The organism is Palleronia rufa, from assembly GCF_000743715.1.
GTDB lineage: Bacteria > Pseudomonadota > Alphaproteobacteria > Rhodobacterales > Rhodobacteraceae > Palleronia > Palleronia rufa.
The window spans coordinates 15,767-31,084 of sequence record NZ_JQEY01000009.1; the positions used below are offsets into that span (position 1 = coordinate 15,767).

General features: G+C 68.5%; 16 protein-coding genes and 3 tRNA genes. 9 read left to right on the forward strand and 10 right to left on the reverse strand.

What is annotated here, in order from left to right:
• Nucleotides 1-36: 36 nt before the first annotated feature.
• The gene (locus tag KW83_RS12205; RefSeq protein WP_036179103.1) at nt 37-282 is read left to right on the forward strand and encodes a hypothetical protein; all 246 of its coding nucleotides are present in this window, start codon (nt 37-39) and stop codon (nt 280-282) included.
• Here KW83_RS12205 and KW83_RS12210 read toward each other — a convergent pair.
• A complete protein-coding gene (locus KW83_RS12210) occupies nt 259-681 on the reverse strand; it encodes a DUF1499 domain-containing protein (RefSeq protein ID WP_036179105.1) in 423 nt (140 codons plus the stop codon). The two genes, KW83_RS12205 and KW83_RS12210, sit on opposite strands and share 24 nt — an antisense overlap.
• 54 nt (nt 682-735) lie before the next feature.
• Between KW83_RS12210 and mazG the strand changes: the two genes are divergently transcribed.
• Together mazG and KW83_RS12220 are read left to right on the forward strand one after the other, a co-directional pair.
• Complete coding sequence (gene mazG / locus KW83_RS12215; protein ID WP_051928475.1) at nt 736-1,557, forward strand: nucleoside triphosphate pyrophosphohydrolase; 822 nt, start codon at nt 736-738, stop codon at nt 1,555-1,557.
• A gap of 87 nt (nt 1,558-1,644) precedes the next feature.
• Nucleotides 1,645-2,643 (forward strand): Fe(3+) ABC transporter substrate-binding protein, encoded by a 999-nt coding sequence (locus KW83_RS12220; RefSeq protein ID WP_036179108.1) that lies wholly within the window; start codon nt 1,645-1,647, stop codon nt 2,641-2,643.
• A 310-nt stretch (nt 2,644-2,953) separates the two neighbouring features.
• On the opposite strand, the gene KW83_RS12225 is transcribed toward KW83_RS12220, so the two are convergent.
• Entirely contained in the window at nt 2,954-3,904 is a 951-nt protein-coding gene (locus tag KW83_RS12225) for a LysR family transcriptional regulator (protein WP_036179111.1), read from the reverse strand.
• Nucleotides 3,905-4,012: 108 nt separating this feature from the next.
• Between KW83_RS12225 and KW83_RS12230 the strand changes: the two genes are divergently transcribed.
• Nucleotides 4,013-4,510 (forward strand): cupin domain-containing protein, encoded by a 498-nt coding sequence (locus KW83_RS12230; protein ID WP_051928476.1) that lies wholly within the window; start codon nt 4,013-4,015, stop codon nt 4,508-4,510.
• A 155-nt stretch (nt 4,511-4,665) separates the two neighbouring features.
• Here the strand turns inward: KW83_RS12230 and KW83_RS12235 are convergent.
• The 7 genes from KW83_RS12235 to KW83_RS12265 all read right to left on the reverse strand — a co-directional run bounded on the left by KW83_RS12235 (nt 4,666) and on the right by KW83_RS12265 (nt 7,665).
• A tRNA-Asp gene (locus tag KW83_RS12235) sits at nt 4,666-4,742 on the reverse strand.
• A 22-nt stretch (nt 4,743-4,764) separates the two neighbouring features.
• Nucleotides 4,765-4,841: transfer RNA gene (locus KW83_RS12240), tRNA-Asp, on the reverse strand.
• A gap of 79 nt (nt 4,842-4,920) precedes the next feature.
• Nucleotides 4,921-5,175 carry a hypothetical protein gene (locus KW83_RS12245; protein ID WP_036179114.1) on the reverse strand — a complete coding sequence of 85 codons (255 nt, stop codon included), beginning with the start codon at nt 5,173-5,175 and terminating at the stop codon, nt 4,921-4,923.
• Between the two features lie 323 nt (nt 5,176-5,498).
• Nucleotides 5,499-5,574, reverse strand: a tRNA-Val gene (locus KW83_RS12250).
• Nucleotides 5,575-5,614: 40 nt separating this feature from the next.
• Nucleotides 5,615-6,544: a Gfo/Idh/MocA family protein gene (locus KW83_RS12255; RefSeq protein ID WP_327203968.1), complete on the reverse strand. Its 930-nt coding sequence runs from the start codon at nt 6,542-6,544 to the stop codon at nt 5,615-5,617.
• Nucleotides 6,545-6,639: 95 nt separating this feature from the next.
• On the reverse strand, nt 6,640-7,161 hold the full coding sequence (coaD, locus tag KW83_RS12260; protein ID WP_036179116.1) for a pantetheine-phosphate adenylyltransferase: 522 nt from the start codon (nt 7,159-7,161) through the stop codon (nt 6,640-6,642).
• A gap of 72 nt (nt 7,162-7,233) precedes the next feature.
• Nucleotides 7,234-7,665, reverse strand: coding sequence for a CBS domain-containing protein (locus KW83_RS12265; RefSeq protein ID WP_036179118.1), 432 nt, complete (start codon nt 7,663-7,665; stop codon nt 7,234-7,236).
• Nucleotides 7,666-7,820: 155 nt separating this feature from the next.
• Here KW83_RS12265 and KW83_RS12270 point away from each other — a divergent pair, with 155 nt between their 5' ends.
• The 5 genes from KW83_RS12270 to mmsB all read left to right on the forward strand — a co-directional run bounded on the left by KW83_RS12270 (nt 7,821) and on the right by mmsB (nt 13,702).
• Nucleotides 7,821-9,320 carry a CoA-acylating methylmalonate-semialdehyde dehydrogenase gene (locus KW83_RS12270; protein WP_036179121.1) on the forward strand — a complete coding sequence of 500 codons (1,500 nt, stop codon included), beginning with the start codon at nt 7,821-7,823 and terminating at the stop codon, nt 9,318-9,320.
• Nucleotides 9,321-9,357: 37 nt separating this feature from the next.
• Nucleotides 9,358-10,491 (forward strand): carboxylate-amine ligase, encoded by a 1,134-nt coding sequence (locus KW83_RS12275; RefSeq protein ID WP_036179124.1) that lies wholly within the window; start codon nt 9,358-9,360, stop codon nt 10,489-10,491.
• Nucleotides 10,492-10,504: 13 nt separating this feature from the next.
• Nucleotides 10,505-11,644, forward strand: a complete 1,140-nt coding sequence (locus KW83_RS12280; RefSeq protein ID WP_036179364.1) for an acyl-CoA dehydrogenase family protein — start codon at nt 10,505-10,507, stop codon at nt 11,642-11,644.
• Nucleotides 11,641-12,663 carry an enoyl-CoA hydratase/isomerase family protein gene (locus KW83_RS12285; RefSeq protein WP_036179127.1) on the forward strand — a complete coding sequence of 341 codons (1,023 nt, stop codon included), beginning with the start codon at nt 11,641-11,643 and terminating at the stop codon, nt 12,661-12,663. Before KW83_RS12280 ends, KW83_RS12285 begins: the two co-directional genes overlap by 4 nt.
• Before the next feature lie 169 nt (nt 12,664-12,832).
• Entirely contained in the window at nt 12,833-13,702 is an 870-nt protein-coding gene (gene mmsB / locus KW83_RS12290) for a 3-hydroxyisobutyrate dehydrogenase (protein ID WP_036179130.1), read from the forward strand.
• Nucleotides 13,703-13,868: 166 nt separating this feature from the next.
• Here the strand turns inward: mmsB and KW83_RS12295 are convergent, their stop codons facing one another.
• Nucleotides 13,869-15,317, reverse strand: a complete 1,449-nt coding sequence (locus KW83_RS12295; protein WP_036179133.1) for a TRAP transporter large permease — start codon at nt 15,315-15,317, stop codon at nt 13,869-13,871.
• Between the last annotated feature and the right edge of the window lies 1 nt (nt 15,318).

The window sequence follows — 15,318 nt, forward strand, 5'->3', positions numbered from 1 at the left end:
TCTGGTCAAGCCGCCGGACTGTGGTAGCATCCGCCCATGCCGCTTCCTGCCGCCCTTGTCGCCGCCCAGTTGCTCACCGCGCAGGCCATGGCGCCGGTGGCGCCGGCCGACTGCTATTGCACCGATACCGACGGCCGGCGCGTGGAACTGCGCCAGACCGCCTGCCTGCGCATCGGGCAGCGCCGGTTCACCGGCCTGTGCGAGATGTCGCTGAACGTGCCCATCTGGCGCGACACCGGCCTGCCCTGCGCCATCTCCTCAGTCGATCCCGGCCTGCGATAGCCAGTCCTCGACCCGCCGGCGGTTCACCCCCATGTCCGACCTGCCCACCACCAGATGGGCCGAGACGGCGATCCGATCGCCCTCGCGCCAGACATGGGTCACGTCGGGGAACCCCATGACGGCGGTGCGGGTCACATAGGCGGTGTGTCCGGTTTCGGGGCCGCCCGCCACGCGCTCGGTGCGCGGAGTGGCCCGCGCGATGGCGTCCAGACGCTCCAGCGTGCCGTCGGGAGCGTCCCGCACGGCGGTGAACCCGCCGGGTTCGGGGTAGTCGCCGGTGACCGGCATCGTCTCCGGCCGGGACAGCCGCTCGGGGTCCGGGGACACCCCGCGCGCCCAGATCATGACCGCCGCCAGCGCGATGGCCAGCAGGATGAGGAGGATGAGCAGGATCTTCATGGCAGCTCCCTTCGGGCAGTGGACATATAGCGCGCCGCGCGCCAAACCCATCCCATGACCGACCCGCAGGATCCGATCTTTTCCGTGCCGGAGGGCCTCGACCGGCTGCGCGCCGTGATGGCCCGGCTGCGCGATCCCGCCGGCGGGTGCCCGTGGGACGTGGAGCAGAGCTTTGCCACCATCGCCCCCTACACGATCGAAGAGGCCTATGAGGTCGCCGACGCGATCGCGCGCGCCGACATGGCCGACCTGAAGGGAGAGCTGGGCGATCTGCTGTTCCAGTCCGTGTTCCATGCGCGCATGGCCGAGGAGGCCGGCGCCTTCGACCTGGACGACGTGGTCGCGACCGTCACCGACAAGATGATCGCCCGCCACCCGCATGTGTTCGGCGGTCAGTCGCGCGACAAGAGCGCGGCCCAGCAGACCGCCGACTGGGAGGCGGAGAAGGCCCGGGAACGGGCCGCGCGCCGGGACACCGGCGCCCTGGACGGGGTGGCCCTTGCCCTTCCCGCGCTGATGCGCGCCGAGAAGCTGCAGAAACGCGCCGCCCGGGTCGGGTTCGACTGGCCCGACGCCGCCCGGGTCCTGGACAAGATCGCAGAGGAGTCGGCCGAGCTGGCGGAGGCCCGCGAGAGCCAGGACCCGACCAGGACGGCAGAGGAGATGGGCGATCTGCTGTTCTCTCTCGTGAACCTGGCGCGGCATCTGGGCGTGGATCCCGAAACCGCCCTCCGCGCCGCCAACGACAAGTTCGTGCGGCGATTCGGCGCGGTCGAATCCACGCTGGCCGCCGCCGGAACGCGCCCGGAGGAGGCGAGCCTGGCCGAAATGGACGCCGCCTGGGACGCCGCAAAGCGGTCGGAGCGGGGCGAATAATCCGACCTTCCCAGTCAGGTATTGACCCGACCAAAAAACTCAGGTTCTTTCGGCCCCATCGAAGACGCAACCCCGAGAGGCTCCCCGATGCGCACACTTATTGCCGCCACGCTGGCGGCCACAACCGCCCTGCCCGCCTTGGCCGAGGTCAACATCTACTCCTACCGCCAGCCGGAACTGATCCAGCCGATCCTGGACGGGTTCACCGAAGAGACCGGGATCGACACCAATGTCGCCTATGTGGACAAGGGTCTGGTGGAGAGGTTGCAGGCCGAAGGCGCGCGCAGTCCGGCCGACATCATCCTGACCGTGGACAGCGGCCGGCTGATCAACGCCAAGGAGGCCGGCGTCCTCCAGGCGGTCGAAGGCGGCGCGCTTTCCGACAACATCCCCGCGACCCTGCGCGACCCGGACGGCTACTGGTACGGCGTCACCACCCGCGGCCGCATCGTCTATGCCAGCAAGGACCGCGTGGCAGAGGGAGAGATCACCACCTATGAGGATCTGGCCGATCCGAAGTGGAAGGGACGCATCTGCACGCGCTCCGGGACCCATCCCTACACGCTGGGACTGGTCGCGGCGATGATCGAGCATCGCGGCGAGGAAGAGACCAGGACCTGGCTGCAGGGGGTCAAGGACAACCTGGCGCGCGACCCCGAAGGCAACGACCGCGCGCAGGTCAAGGCGATCTGGGCCGGCGAATGCGACATCTCTTTGGGCAACACCTATTACATGGGTGCGATGCTGGAGGATCCCGAGCAGGCCGAATGGGCCAATTCGGTGCGGGTGACCTTTCCGCAGTTCGAGGACGGCGGCACCCATGTGGACGTCTCCGGCGTGGCGATGGCCGCGAATGCCCCCAACCGGGAGGACGCGAAGGCGTTCATGGAGTACCTCGCGTCGCCCGAGGCCCAGAAGATCTATGCCGAGGCGGTGTACGAGTATCCCGCCGATCCGGACACTCCACCGGCCGATCTGGTGCAAAGCTGGGGCGACATCACGCCGGACGACACCGACCTGGCCGCCATCGCCGCGCACCGAGGCGACGCGCTCCGCCTGGTCGAAGAGGTGAATTTCGACGGGTGATCGGCGATCAGCGACGCCCCGGTGGGGCGTCGCCGCCGATCACGCCCGTAGCGCGAGCGGAGGGCCGGGGCGATCAGCGACGCCCCGGTTGGGCGTCGCCGCCGATCACGCCCGTAGCGCGAGCGGAGGGCCGGGGCGATCAGCGACGCCCCGGTGGGGCGTCGCCGCCGATCACGCCCGCAGCGCGAGCGGAGGGCCGGAGCGATCGGCGACCCCCCGGCGGGGCGCATCGCTGCCGGCAAGGCATCGCATGACCCGGAGGCGCGGGAGAGCCCCGTCGTCGGCATGCGATCTTCCTCCGGGCGGCCGATCAGACCAGCGGCATGGCGGGATCGCCGATCGGCTCCATCGCCGCGACGATCTGCTCGCGGATCCAGCGATGGGCGGGCGAGCGGGTGGAGCGGCGGTGCCAGACCATGTCGATGCGCGGCGGCGAGACGTCCATGGGCGCCGCATAGACCGAGATGCCGGCCTTCTCGGCCACCGCATGGGCCAGCTGGACCGGGATCAGCGCGATCAGCTCCGACGACGCGACCGCGCGGTAGACGCCCGAGAAGACCGGCAGGGTCATCGCCACGCGCCGGCTGCGTCCGACCTTGGCAAGCGCTGCGTCGCCCATGGCCTCCAGCCGTCCTTCCGGGGAAAACAGCACATGTCCCAGCTCGCAAAAGAGGTCGAGCGGGATGACCCCTCCCGGAGCCACCTGCGCCCGCGCCAGCGCCGGATGGCCGACCCGGGCGATGGCGGCGAACGCCGACCAGAACAGCGGCCGGTGGTCTACCCAGTCGGGATAGGAAGTCTGCGGGATCAGCGCCAGATCGACTTCGTAGCGGTCGAGCGTGTCCACGTAGCTGTCGGGCACCAGGTCGACCAGCTGCACCCGGATGCCGGGCGCCCGGGCGGCCAGGTCGGCGGCCAGCCCCGGCATCAGCATCTCGGCGAAGAAATCGCTGCCCGAAAGGCGGAACGTGGCCTCGGCGGTCTCCGGCTCGAACGGCTTCGGACCATCGAGGAGCGATTCGAGCGACTCCAGCGCATCGCGAATCGGTAGCGTCAGCGAGACCGCGAAATCGGTGGCTTCCAGGCGGTTGCCGTGGCGGTGGAACAGCGGGTCGTCCAGCGCGTGGCGCAGCCGCCCCAGCGCGGCGGACACGGCGGGCTGGGACAGGCCCAGCCGGGTCGCCGCCCGCACGGTTGAGCCCTCGCGCAAAAGCGCGTCGAGAACGCGCAACAGATTCAGGTCGAAACTGGCGAAATTCATGGAGCCGATACGTACTATACGATCAATGAATTTAACAGCCGTCTTAATCTCGGCTAAGTTGTTTGCGACTGCAGCAATGCAGGCGCAAGAAGCTGTGCGGAGGATCGATTGCAAGACCACATACTGGGTCCGGACACGGTGGAATGGCTCGGCACGAGCTACAAGACGATTCTGGCCGCTGGGGAGGGGTCGGGATCCCTTTCGATCGTGGACAGCGTCACGCCCGCCTCGATGGGGCCGCCGCGGCACGTTCATGAAGACGCGGATGAGACCTTCGTGATCCTGTCGGGCCGGGTGTTCTTCTGGCTCGACGGCACGGTGGTCGAGCGCGGCCCGGGGGAATCCGCTCACATCCCCTGCGGCGCCGAACATACGTTCCGGGTCTCGGCGGACGGGCCCTCACGGCACCTGGTGATCCTGTCGCCCGGCGGGTTCGAGGAGTTCTTCTCCGACATGGCCACGGGCGGCTATCAGATCCCGGAAGACTTCGACACCATTTCCGACATCGGCGCGCGGTATCACCTGCGATTCACCGGCCCCCCTCTGACCGAGGAAGAGACCGCCGTCCGGACGGATTGCGCAGATGGCGTGGCCTGCCGGCGATAACCGGAGCGGCACGCGCGTGGCCACCCGTTCCTGCCCCGGGGACGTGCCCGAACCCGGCCTGCGCTACATGTCGGACGTGCGGCACCGCCCGCAGTGCCTCCGGTGACCTGTCGTGCCGCATCTGGCGGACAACCGGGGGCGGACGGGGCGAGAGGTGGCGCGGTTGACGGGGCTCGAACCCGCGACCCCCGGCGTGACAGGCCGGTACTCTAACCAACTGAGCTACAACCGCGTAGCGACGTCCGGGGCAATGGTGGCGCGGTTGACGGGGCTCGAACCCGCGACCCCCGGCGTGACAGGCCGGTACTCTAACCAACTGAGCTACAACCGCCCATTGCGAACGTGAGCGGCGTTCTATGCACCCCCTCCAGACCCGTCAAGCGACAAAGGACCGGATCAGGGAAATTCGCTCAGTCAAAACAGCGCCGCACGCCCGGCATCAATCTTTGCAACTTGGCCGCGACGCCAATCAGTTGCCCGATCCGCTCGGACGGCCAGCGGCGCGCGTTGCGATACGCGCTCCGCTCGCACAGGCTGGCCGCAAGCGCGATCTCAGCATCGGCACGATCCTCGTCCGACATCGGTTCCAGCAGCGCATCGATCGTCGCCAGTTGCCGGACAATCAGATCCTGAACCGTGTCCTCGCAAAGGACACGTCCTCTCATGTTATATATCATCGCTCACTCACCGTAACGTGGATGCCGTGAACATTAGCATCCAATTTGCAACCCCTAGGGGAGTTCATAGCAGGCGGAACGTCCTTCGATAAAGAACTTTATTGGAGTTATCGCTGTGCGATGGCGTCGCAGCGGCCGTATATCCCCTTCGGTACGTTATAGAACCCGTCGCGGGAGAGTTACCTAGCGTCACCCGCGAGTCGTGAAAGAGGCCCGTGACCGATTGTCACAAGACATTCCGCGCCGCAAGGGCCGGCCGTCTGCGACGTCGCGTGACGGACCGTCGGACTCTTTGGGATGACGGGTGCGGATGGTGGGCGATGACGGGTTCGAACCGCCGACATTCTCGGTGTAAACGAGACGCTCTACCGACTGAGCTAATCGCCCCCGCAGACCGCCATACATCCGGTGCCGGGGGGACCGCAAGCTACCACTCGAACGGCGGCCCGATGCTGCGCGACGCCAGCAGGAACGCATCCGCCGCCATCTCCAGGGGCCGCAGGTCCGTGTCGCTCCCGGATCCGCGGACAAGCTCGGCCAGACGCGCATAGACAAGCGCGTATTCCGCTGTCTCACCGCCCAGGTCGATCTCACCCTGCCCGTCGTCTATGCCGGTGCCGGAGCGGGTCAGCACGAAGCTCTCGCGGTCGGTCTCGATCTCCATGTTCCAGACCGGCGCGCCCTTGTGGCCCCAGTCGAGCCGCGCCGAAACCCGCGCCCCGTCGCCGTGGCCGAATTCCAGATCGGCGGAGATAGGCGTCTCGCGCCCGTCCGGCACCACCATCTCGGCGCGGGTCAGGTGCACCCGCCCGTCCAGGATCGCCACCAGGATCGAGAACGCGTTGATGCCCGGGTCGAACACGCCTAGGTTTCCCGCCTCCCACACCCAGTCCTGATCGGGATGGAACTGGCGCACATCCTCCCGCCAGTCCACATGCAGCCGGCGCAGCGCGGCACCCCGAAGGCGCCGCGCCGCCTCCTCCACGGCCGCGCCCATCCGGCTATGCCAGCTGGCATAGAGCGTGACGCCCGCATCGCGGGCCATGTCCTGCAGGATCCGGCATTCGCCCAGCGTCGTGGCGGGCGGCTTTTCCAGCATCACGTTCAGACCGGCGGCGATGGCCTTCTTGGCATAGGCGAAGCGCGGCGCCGGCGGCAGCGCCAGCGACACCGTGCGGATGTCGCCGGGATCGGCAAGGAAAGCGTCCATATCTTCATGGGCGCGGACGCCCTCGACCTCGGCATTGCGGCTGATCGTGGCCGCCAGATGCCAGTCGGGGCTGTCGTTCAGCGCCGGGATATGTTCGTCACGGGCGATCTTGCCGATCCCGGCAAGGGCGATGGGCATGGATGACATCGGATCTCCTGGCGGCGTCGCTCAAGTCTCCGCCCGTCAGATGGGACCGGCGGCGGCCAAGTCAACGCGGACACCGATTTGCCGCCGCCCGGGACCTAGAGAGCGCGCTTCACGGCGCGGTCCGGGACGCCCAGCCGCGCCTTCAGCGCCCGGTGAACGCTTTCGGGGACGAACGGACCCACGTCGCCGCCCAGGCGGGCGATCTCCTTGACCAGCCGCGAGGCCACGGCCTGATGCTCCGGCTCGGCCATCAGGAACACCGTCTCGATACTGTCGTCCAGGGCGCGGTTCATGCCGACCATCTGGAACTCGTACTCGAAATCGGCCACCGCGCGCAGTCCGCGCACGATCACCCGCGCGCCCACGTCGCGGGCGCAGTCGATCAGCAGGTTCTCGAACGGATGGGCGAAGATCTCCGTCCCGGTGCGCGCGGCGATGGAGCCGCATTCGGCCTCGATCATGGCGACGCGCTCGGACAGTTCGAACATCGGTCCCTTGTCGCGGTTGATCGCCACGCCGATCACCAGCCGGTCCACCAGCTGGCAGGCCCGGCTGATGATGTCCAGGTGGCCGTTGGTCACCGGGTCGAACGTCCCCGGATAGAGTGCCGTCCTCATCGCCGCGCCCTCCCTCGCCTGTTTCGCGCAGGCAACGGGATTGCGTCCCGGAACGCAAGCCTCGCGGTGGCGTCAGTGGCCCATCACCATGCCCTGAAGCGCGTCGCGCTCCATGGACAGCTCTCCCAGCCGGGCCTTGACCACGTCGCCGATGGACACCAGCCCCACCATGCGGTCGCCGGCCATGACCGGCATATGGCGGAACCGCCCCTCGGTCATCTTGCTCAGCACCTCGTCCAGACCGTCGTGGGGAGAGCAGGACTGGATCGTTGCGGTCATCATCGACGCCACGTCCCGGTCGAGGCATCCCGGCCCGCTGCGGCCGAGTTCGCGCACGATGTCCCGCTCCGACAGGATGCCCACAGGGGCCTCGTCCTCGTCGCAGACGATCACCGCGCCGATGCGCTTTTCCGACAGCAGGCGCGCGGCATCGCCCACCGTGGCACCGGGTTTCACGGTCACGACGTCGCCGCCCTTGTCGCCCAGGATCCGCTCGATGCGCATGGTCTCACCTCCTTGCCGTGCTCGCGGACCCAGCGTGGTCGCGGGTGCGGCCCTCTGTCAAGCCGGGCCGGTCCGCCGGGACCGCAAACTGCGCGTTGAACCCCCGGAATCCACGGCCTAGTCTGCGCCAACGACACACCGGGGAGGAACGAGCGATGGACGACCTGTATCACTGGATCGACGGCAAACGCGCGAAGGGTGGATCGGATCGGTTCGCGGATGTCATGAACCCCGCCACGGGAGAGGTGCAGGCCCGCGTCCCGCTGGCCTCGGCGCAGGAGATCGGCGCGGCCATCGCCTCCGCCGCCCGCGCGCAGGTCGGCTGGGCGGCGACCAATCCCCAGCGCCGCGCGCGGGTGATGATGACGTTCGGCCAGCTCATCAACCAGCACATGGACGAGCTGGGAGAGCTGGTCAGCCGCGAGCACGGCAAGACCCTGCCCGACGGGCGCGGCGACGTGCAGCGCGGCCTTGAGGTGATAGAGGTCTGCATGGGCGCGCCCTCCCACCTCAAGGGCGAGTTCACCGACGACGGCGGCCCCGGCATCGACCTTTACTCCATGCGCCAACCCCTTGGCGTCGTGGCCGGAATCACCCCGTTCAACTTCCCCGCCATGATCCCGCTGTGGAAGATGGGTCCGGCCCTCGTCTCCGGCAACGCGATGATCCTGAAACCGTCCGAGCGCTGTCCCTCCACCGCCCTGCGGCTCGCCGAACTGCTGCAGGAGGCCGGGTTGCCGGACGGCGTGTTGCAGGTGGTCAACGGCGACAAGGAGGCCGTGGACGCGATCCTGGACGACGACACGATCCAGGCGGTCGGCTTCGTCGGCTCCACCCCGATCGCGCAGTACATCTATGGCCGCGCCTGCTCCAACGGCAAGCGCGCGCAATGTTTCGGCGGGGCCAAGAACCACATGATCGTCATGCCCGACGCCGATCTCGACAAGGCCGCCGACGCGCTGGTGGGGGCCGGCTTCGGCGCCGCCGGCGAACGCTGCATGGCGATCTCGGTCGCCGTGCCGGTGGGCAAGAAGACCGCCGACGCGCTGGTGGAAAAGCTCGTCCCGCGCATCGAAAGCCTCAAGATCGGCCCCTATACCGCTGGCGACGATGTGGATTTCGGCCCCGTCATCACTCGGGCCGCGCAGGACCGGATCAACGGGCTGGTGGACAAGGGCGTGGACGAAGGCGCCACCCTGCGCGTGGACGGCCGCGGGTTCAGGATGCAGGGCTATGAGGACGGCTTTTTCGTCGGCGCGTCCTTCTTCGACGACGTGACCCCGGAGATGGAGATCTACCGTCAGGAGATCTTCGGCCCCGTGCTCTGCCAGGTCCGCGCCGACACCTATGAGGACGCGCTGAAACTGACCATGGACAACCCCTACGGCAACGGCTGCGCGATCTTCACCGCCGACGGCGATGTGGCGCGCGATTTCGCGCATCGTGTGAACGTGGGCATGGTCGGGATCAACTTCCCGATTCCGGTGCCGCTCAGCTATCACACTTTCGGCGGCTGGAAGAAATCGGCGTTCGGGGATCTCAACCAGTACGGCCCGGACGCGTTCCGGTTCTATACCCGCACCAAGACGGTGACCGAGCGCTGGTTCTCCGGCATCAAGGACGGTGCCGAAACCGCCTTCAGGGCGATGGATTGACGCCACGGCCGGCGGCGCGACGGAAGGGATCACCGACATGAGCGGCGCCGACGCCTTCACCATCGGCATAGAAGAGGAATATCTTCTGGTCGATGCGCGCACGCTCGATCTGGCGGAGGCGCCGGAAGCGATGATCGCGGAGTGCAAGCGCCGGCTGGGGGACCAGGTGGCGCCGGAGTTCCTGCGCTGCCAGATCGAGATCGGCACCAAGGTCTGCGACACGATAGGCGACGCGCGCACGGATCTGGGCAACCTGCGCCGCACCATCGCCGAGGTTGCCGAAGGGCACGGGCTGACCCCGATTTCCGCCGGCTGCCATCCCGCCGCCGACTGGTCCGAGCAGACCCACCGCGACCGCGACCGCTACAACCAGCTGAAAAAGGAGCTGGGCCTGATCTCCGACCGGATGCTGATCTGCGGGATGCACGTCCATGTCGGTATCGGCGACGACGACACCCGGATCGACCTGATGAACCAGGCCTCCTATTTCCTGCCGCACATGCTGGCGCTCTCGGCCTCCTCGCCGTTCTGGCAGGGCAAGGACACGGGCCTTGCCTCCTACCGCGTCGGCGTGTTCGACAACCTGCCCCGCACCGGCCTGCCGCCGCGGTTCGGGTCGTGGTCCGCGTACCGCCGCTACGTCGACACGCTGATCGACGCGGGTCTGATAGAGGACGCCACCAAGGTCTGGTGGGACCTGCGCCCCTCGGCCAACTACCCCACGCTGGAGGCGCGGATCTGCGATGCCAGCCCGCGGATCGAGCAGACGCTGGCGCTTGCGGCGGTCTTTCAGGCGACGCTGCGGATGCTCTGGCGGCTCAAGACCGCCAACAAGCGCTGGCGCGTCTATGACAACTGCCTGATCGACGAGAACCGCTGGCGCGCCCGCCGCTTCGGCTGCGCCGAGGGGCTGCTGGATTTCGGTCTTGGCGAACTGGTCCCGGTCCCCCGCCTGGTAGAGGAATGGATCGACCTTTTGGCCGAGGACGCGGAGGCGCTGGATTCGGTCTCCGACGTCGCTTCCCTGCGCGACACCCTTGCCCGGGGCACCCCCGCCGACCGCCAGCGCCGTATCTTCCGCCAGGCCGTGGACGGCGGCGCCACGCCGCAGGAGGCCGCGCGCGCCGTGACCCGCGACCTGGCGGATGCCTTTCTCGACGGTGTCGCATGACGAAAGGATCGCCATGGATTTCGCCCTGACAGAGGAACAGCAGGCCATCTTCGACATGGCCCGGCGCTTCGGCGCCGAGGAAATCGCCCCCCACGCCCGCGACTGGGAGCGCGACGGCACGATCCCGCGCGACCTCTGGGGCAAGGCGGCGGACCTGGGCTTCGGCGGGCTCTACGTGTCCGAGGAGGCGGGCGGCACCGGCCTCTCCCGCCTCGACGCGACGCTGGTGTTCGAGGCGCTCTCCATGGCCTGCCCCTCCGTCGCCGCCTTCCTGTCGATCCACAACATGTGCGCGGCGATGCTCGACCGCCATGGCTCGGAGGATCTGAAGTCCCGCATCCTCCTCCCCGCATGCCGGATGGAAACGGTGCTGTCCTACTGCCTGACGGAACCCGGCGCGGGGTCCGACGCCGCCGCGCTGAAGACCCGCGCGACACGCACCAACGACGGCTACCGCGTCACCGGAACCAAGGCGTTCATCTCCGGTGCGGGCTATTCCGACGCCTATGTCGCCATGGTCCGCACCGGCGACGACGGCCCCCGGGGCATCTCTTCGGTGGTGATCGAGGATGGCGCCAAGGGCCTGTCCTTCGGCGGGCTGGAGGACAAGATGGGCTGGCGGTCCCAGCCCACGCGGCAGGTCCAGTTCGACGATTGCGCCGTTCCCGCCGCCAACCTGGTCGGAGAGGAGGGCCGCGGCTTTACCTATGCCATGGAGGGGCTGGACGGCGGGCGGCTCAACATCTCGGCCTGCTCGCTGGGGGCCGCGCAATCGGCGCTGGACGCGACGCTTGCCTACATGGCCGAGCGCCGCGCCTTCGGAAAACCGATCGCCGCGTTCCAGGCCCTGCAGTTCCGCCTGGCCGATATGGAGATCGCGCTGCAATCCGCGCGCCTCTTCCTGCGCCAGGCCGCCTGGATGGTGGACCGCAAGCACCCCGATGCCACGCGCCATGCCGCCATGGCCAAGGCGCTGGTCACAGAGGCCGGATCCCGCGTCGCGGACCAGTGCCTGCAACTCCACGGCGGCTACGGCTACCTTGCCGATTACGGGATCGAAAAGATCGTCCGCGATCTGCGCGTCCACCAGATCCTGGAAGGCACCAATGAGATCATGCGCCTGATCACCGCCCGGGGCCTGCTGGCCCCATGACCGACCTGTCGATCCGCACAGAGGGCCGCGCGGGCCGCATCACCCTGACCCGCCCGAAGGCGCTCAACGCCATGACCCACGCCATGGGCCTGGAGATCGAGCGCGCCCTGGAGGCCTGGGAGACCGACGCCGACGTGGCCCTGGTGCTGATCGACGCCGCCGGCGACAGGGCATTCTGCGCCGGGGGCGACATCGCCGCGATCCATGCCGAAGGCGCACGCGGCGACTATGCGCCCACCCGGACGTTCTGGCGCGACGAATACCGGCTGAACGCGCGCATCCGCACCTATCCCAAACCCGTGGTCACGTTGTTGCAGGGCTATACGATGGGCGGCGGCGTGGGGCTCGGCTGCCATGCCTCCGCGCGCGTGGTCTGCGAAAGCTCCCGCATCGCCATGCCCGAATGCGGCATAGGCCTCGTGCCCGACGCGGGCGGCTCGCTGATCCTGGCGCGCGCGCCGGGACGGCTGGGCGAATACCTCGGCACCACCGGCCACCGGATGGGGCCGGCCTGCGCGATCCTCGCGGGCTTCGCGGACCGTTTCGTTCCGCAGGACGCCTGGCCGGATCTGGTGGCACGGCTGGTCGAAACCGGCGATCCCGCCGCCATCGCCGATGCCGCCACCGATCCGGACGAAAGCCCCCTCACGCCGCTTCGCGGCCGGATCGACACGCTCTTCGCCGCCCCGCGCCTGTCCCGGATCGCGGACGTCCTCGTCGCCGACGACACCGGGTTCGCCGCCGAAACCGCGGCGGCCCTGGCGCGCATCTCGCCGCTCTCGGGCGAATTGGCACTCGCCCTGATCCGCACCGTGCGCGGTCTCGACACGATCGAGGGCGCGCTGGAGCACGAGTACCGCTGCACCCACCGCCTGATCGAGACAGGCGACCTGATAGAGGGGATCCGCGCCCAGGTGATCGACAAGGACCGCACCCCGCGCTGGCGCCACGACAGCTTCGCCGCCGTCCCCGAGGCAGAGATCGCGTCCTACCTCGCCCCGCTCGGCACGCGGGCATGAGCCGATGCCGGAACGCGATCCCCGGCGCGACCGCTTCGCGCGCGATGCCGCACGGCGGCCTGCCGATGCGCGCGGACCCGGCCCCTGCACCCGGTACGGCCCCCGTCGGCCCCGCCCCCTCATCTGAGGTTGCGGCACAGTGGAACACCGGCCAACAAGGAGTGACAGCATGAAGATCGCATTCATCGGCCTCGGCAACATGGGCCTGCCCATGGCCGTGAACCTGGCCCGGGCAGGCCACGACGTCACCGGCTTCGACACGCAGCCGGTGGAGGCGCCCTTCCCCCTCGCCGCCTCCGCCGAAAAGGCCGTGTCCGGGGCGGAGGTGGCCATCACCATGCTGCCCGACGGGCGGATCCTACGCGCCGTCGCGGACCGGATCGTACCGGCGATGGGAGCGGGTGCGATCCTTCTCGACTGCTCCACGGTGGACGTGGAAAGCGCTCGCGCGGTGGCCGCCCAGGCACGAGAGGCGGGACTGGTTGCGCTCGACGCGCCGGTGTCCGGCGGGATCGGCGGTGCGAAGGGCGGCACGCTCACCTTCATGGTCGGCGGCGGCGAGGAGGCTTTCGCCACGGTCGGTCCGCTGTTCGAGATCATGGGCCGGAAGGCCGTCCACTGCGGCGGCGCGGGCAACGGACAGGCCGCCAAGATCTGCAACAACATGATCCTGGGGGCGACGATGATCGTGACATGCGAGGCCTTCGCCCTGGCCGACAAGCTGGGGCTCGACCGTCAGGCGATGTTCGACGTCGTCTCCACCTCCTCCGGCTACTCCTGGTCGATGAACGCCTACTGTCCCGCGCCGGGCATCGGACCCGAAAGCCCTGCCGACGACGGCTACCGGCCAGGCTTCGCCGCGGAGCTGATGCTGAAGGACCTGCGGCTGGCGATGGACGCGGCGCGCGCGGCGGATGCGGACACACCCCTGGGCCGCGCCGCCCGGGATCTCTACGAAACCTTCGTCGAGGATGAGGACGGCCGCGGACGCGACTTCTCGGCCATGCTCCCGCGTCTCGTCGCACGGGGTCACGGCTGACGGGCATGAGGGGGCTCTGCCCCCGCCTGGCCTGCGGCCGACCCCCCGGGATATTTGGGGAAAGATGAAGCCCCCCCTGCCCTTCATCTTTCTAAAAATATCCCGGGGAGCGCGAGGGGCAGCGCCCCTCGCCCGGGTCCGGGGGGCCCCGCCCCGCGGATCCGGATCACCGGGTGATCAGCTCGGGCCCCATGAAGGTGGTCGGCAGCCAGGTCGAAAGCCACGGGATGTAGGTCACCAGCACCAGGAACACCAGCAGCACGCAGAGGAACGGCAGTGCCGCCCGCACCACGCCCATGACCGACATGTTGGCCACGCCGCTGGTCACGAAGAGGTTCAGGCCCACCGGCGGGGTGATCATCCCGATCTCCATGTTCACCACCATGATGATGCCGAGGTGGATCGGATCGATCCCGAGCTCGATGGCAATGGGAAAGACCAGCGGTGCCACGATCACGATCAGGCCCGACGGCTCCATGAACTGGCCGCCGATCAGCAGGATGACGTTGACGATCACCAGGAACATGATCGGCCCGAACCCCGCGTCCAGCATCGCGCCGGCAATGTCCTGGGGGATCTGCTCGTCGGTCAGCACCTGCTTGAGGATCAGCGCGTTGGCGATGATGAACATCAGCACGATCGTCAGCTTGCCGGCCTCGAACAGCGTATCGCGGGTATCGCGGTGGAAGAACGCCGTCACCAGCGCCCAGGGCTTTTCCAGCAAGCTGGACTTGCCCGCCGCCGGCGCCTGGGCCGCCGAGAGGCTGCGCTCTCCCGGCTTCTCGACCATCGCCGCCATGGCCGGAGACCCGGCGCGGCCGTCGGCCAGCGGTCCCATGTCGCGGTAGACGAAGCAGGCGATGAAGAACGCGTAGACCGAAGCCACCGCCGCGGCTTCCGTCGGGGTAAAGATGCCGCCGTAGATGCCGCCCAGGATGATGACGATCAGGAACAGGCCCCAGGCCGCGTCCCGGCCCGACGCCCAGACCTCCCCCCATCCCTGCCACTCGCCCTTGGGCAGGGACCGGACCCTGGCGATGACGTAGATCGTCGTCATCAGCATCGTGCCGGCCAGAAGTCCCGGAATGACTCCGGCCAGGAACATCCTTCCCACGGACACATCCGTGGCGGACGCATAGACGACCATCACGATGGAGGGCGGGATCAGGATGCCCAGCGTGCCGGCGTTGCAGATCACCCCCGCCGCGAAGTCGCGGCTGTAGCCGACCTGCCGCATCCCGGCGATGACGATGGATCCGATCGCAACCACCGTCGCGGGGGACGAGCCGGAGAGTGCTGCGAACATCATGCAGGCGAACACGCCGGCGATGGCCAGCCCGCCCGGCAGGTGCCCGACGATGGCGATGGAAAAGCGGATGATGCGCTGCGCCACCCCGCCCGTGGACATGAAGCTCGAGGCCAGGATGAAGAACGGGATCGCCAGCAGCGTGTAGTGCCCGGCCATCGCCTGATAGAAGCTCTGCGCGATCGACGCCAGCGACGTGTCCGAGAACCACAGCAGGAACAGGGTCGAGCTCAGCCCAAGCGCCACGGCGATGGGCACGCCGATCAGCAGCAGCCCGATCACCATCGAGAACAGCAGGACGACGTCCATG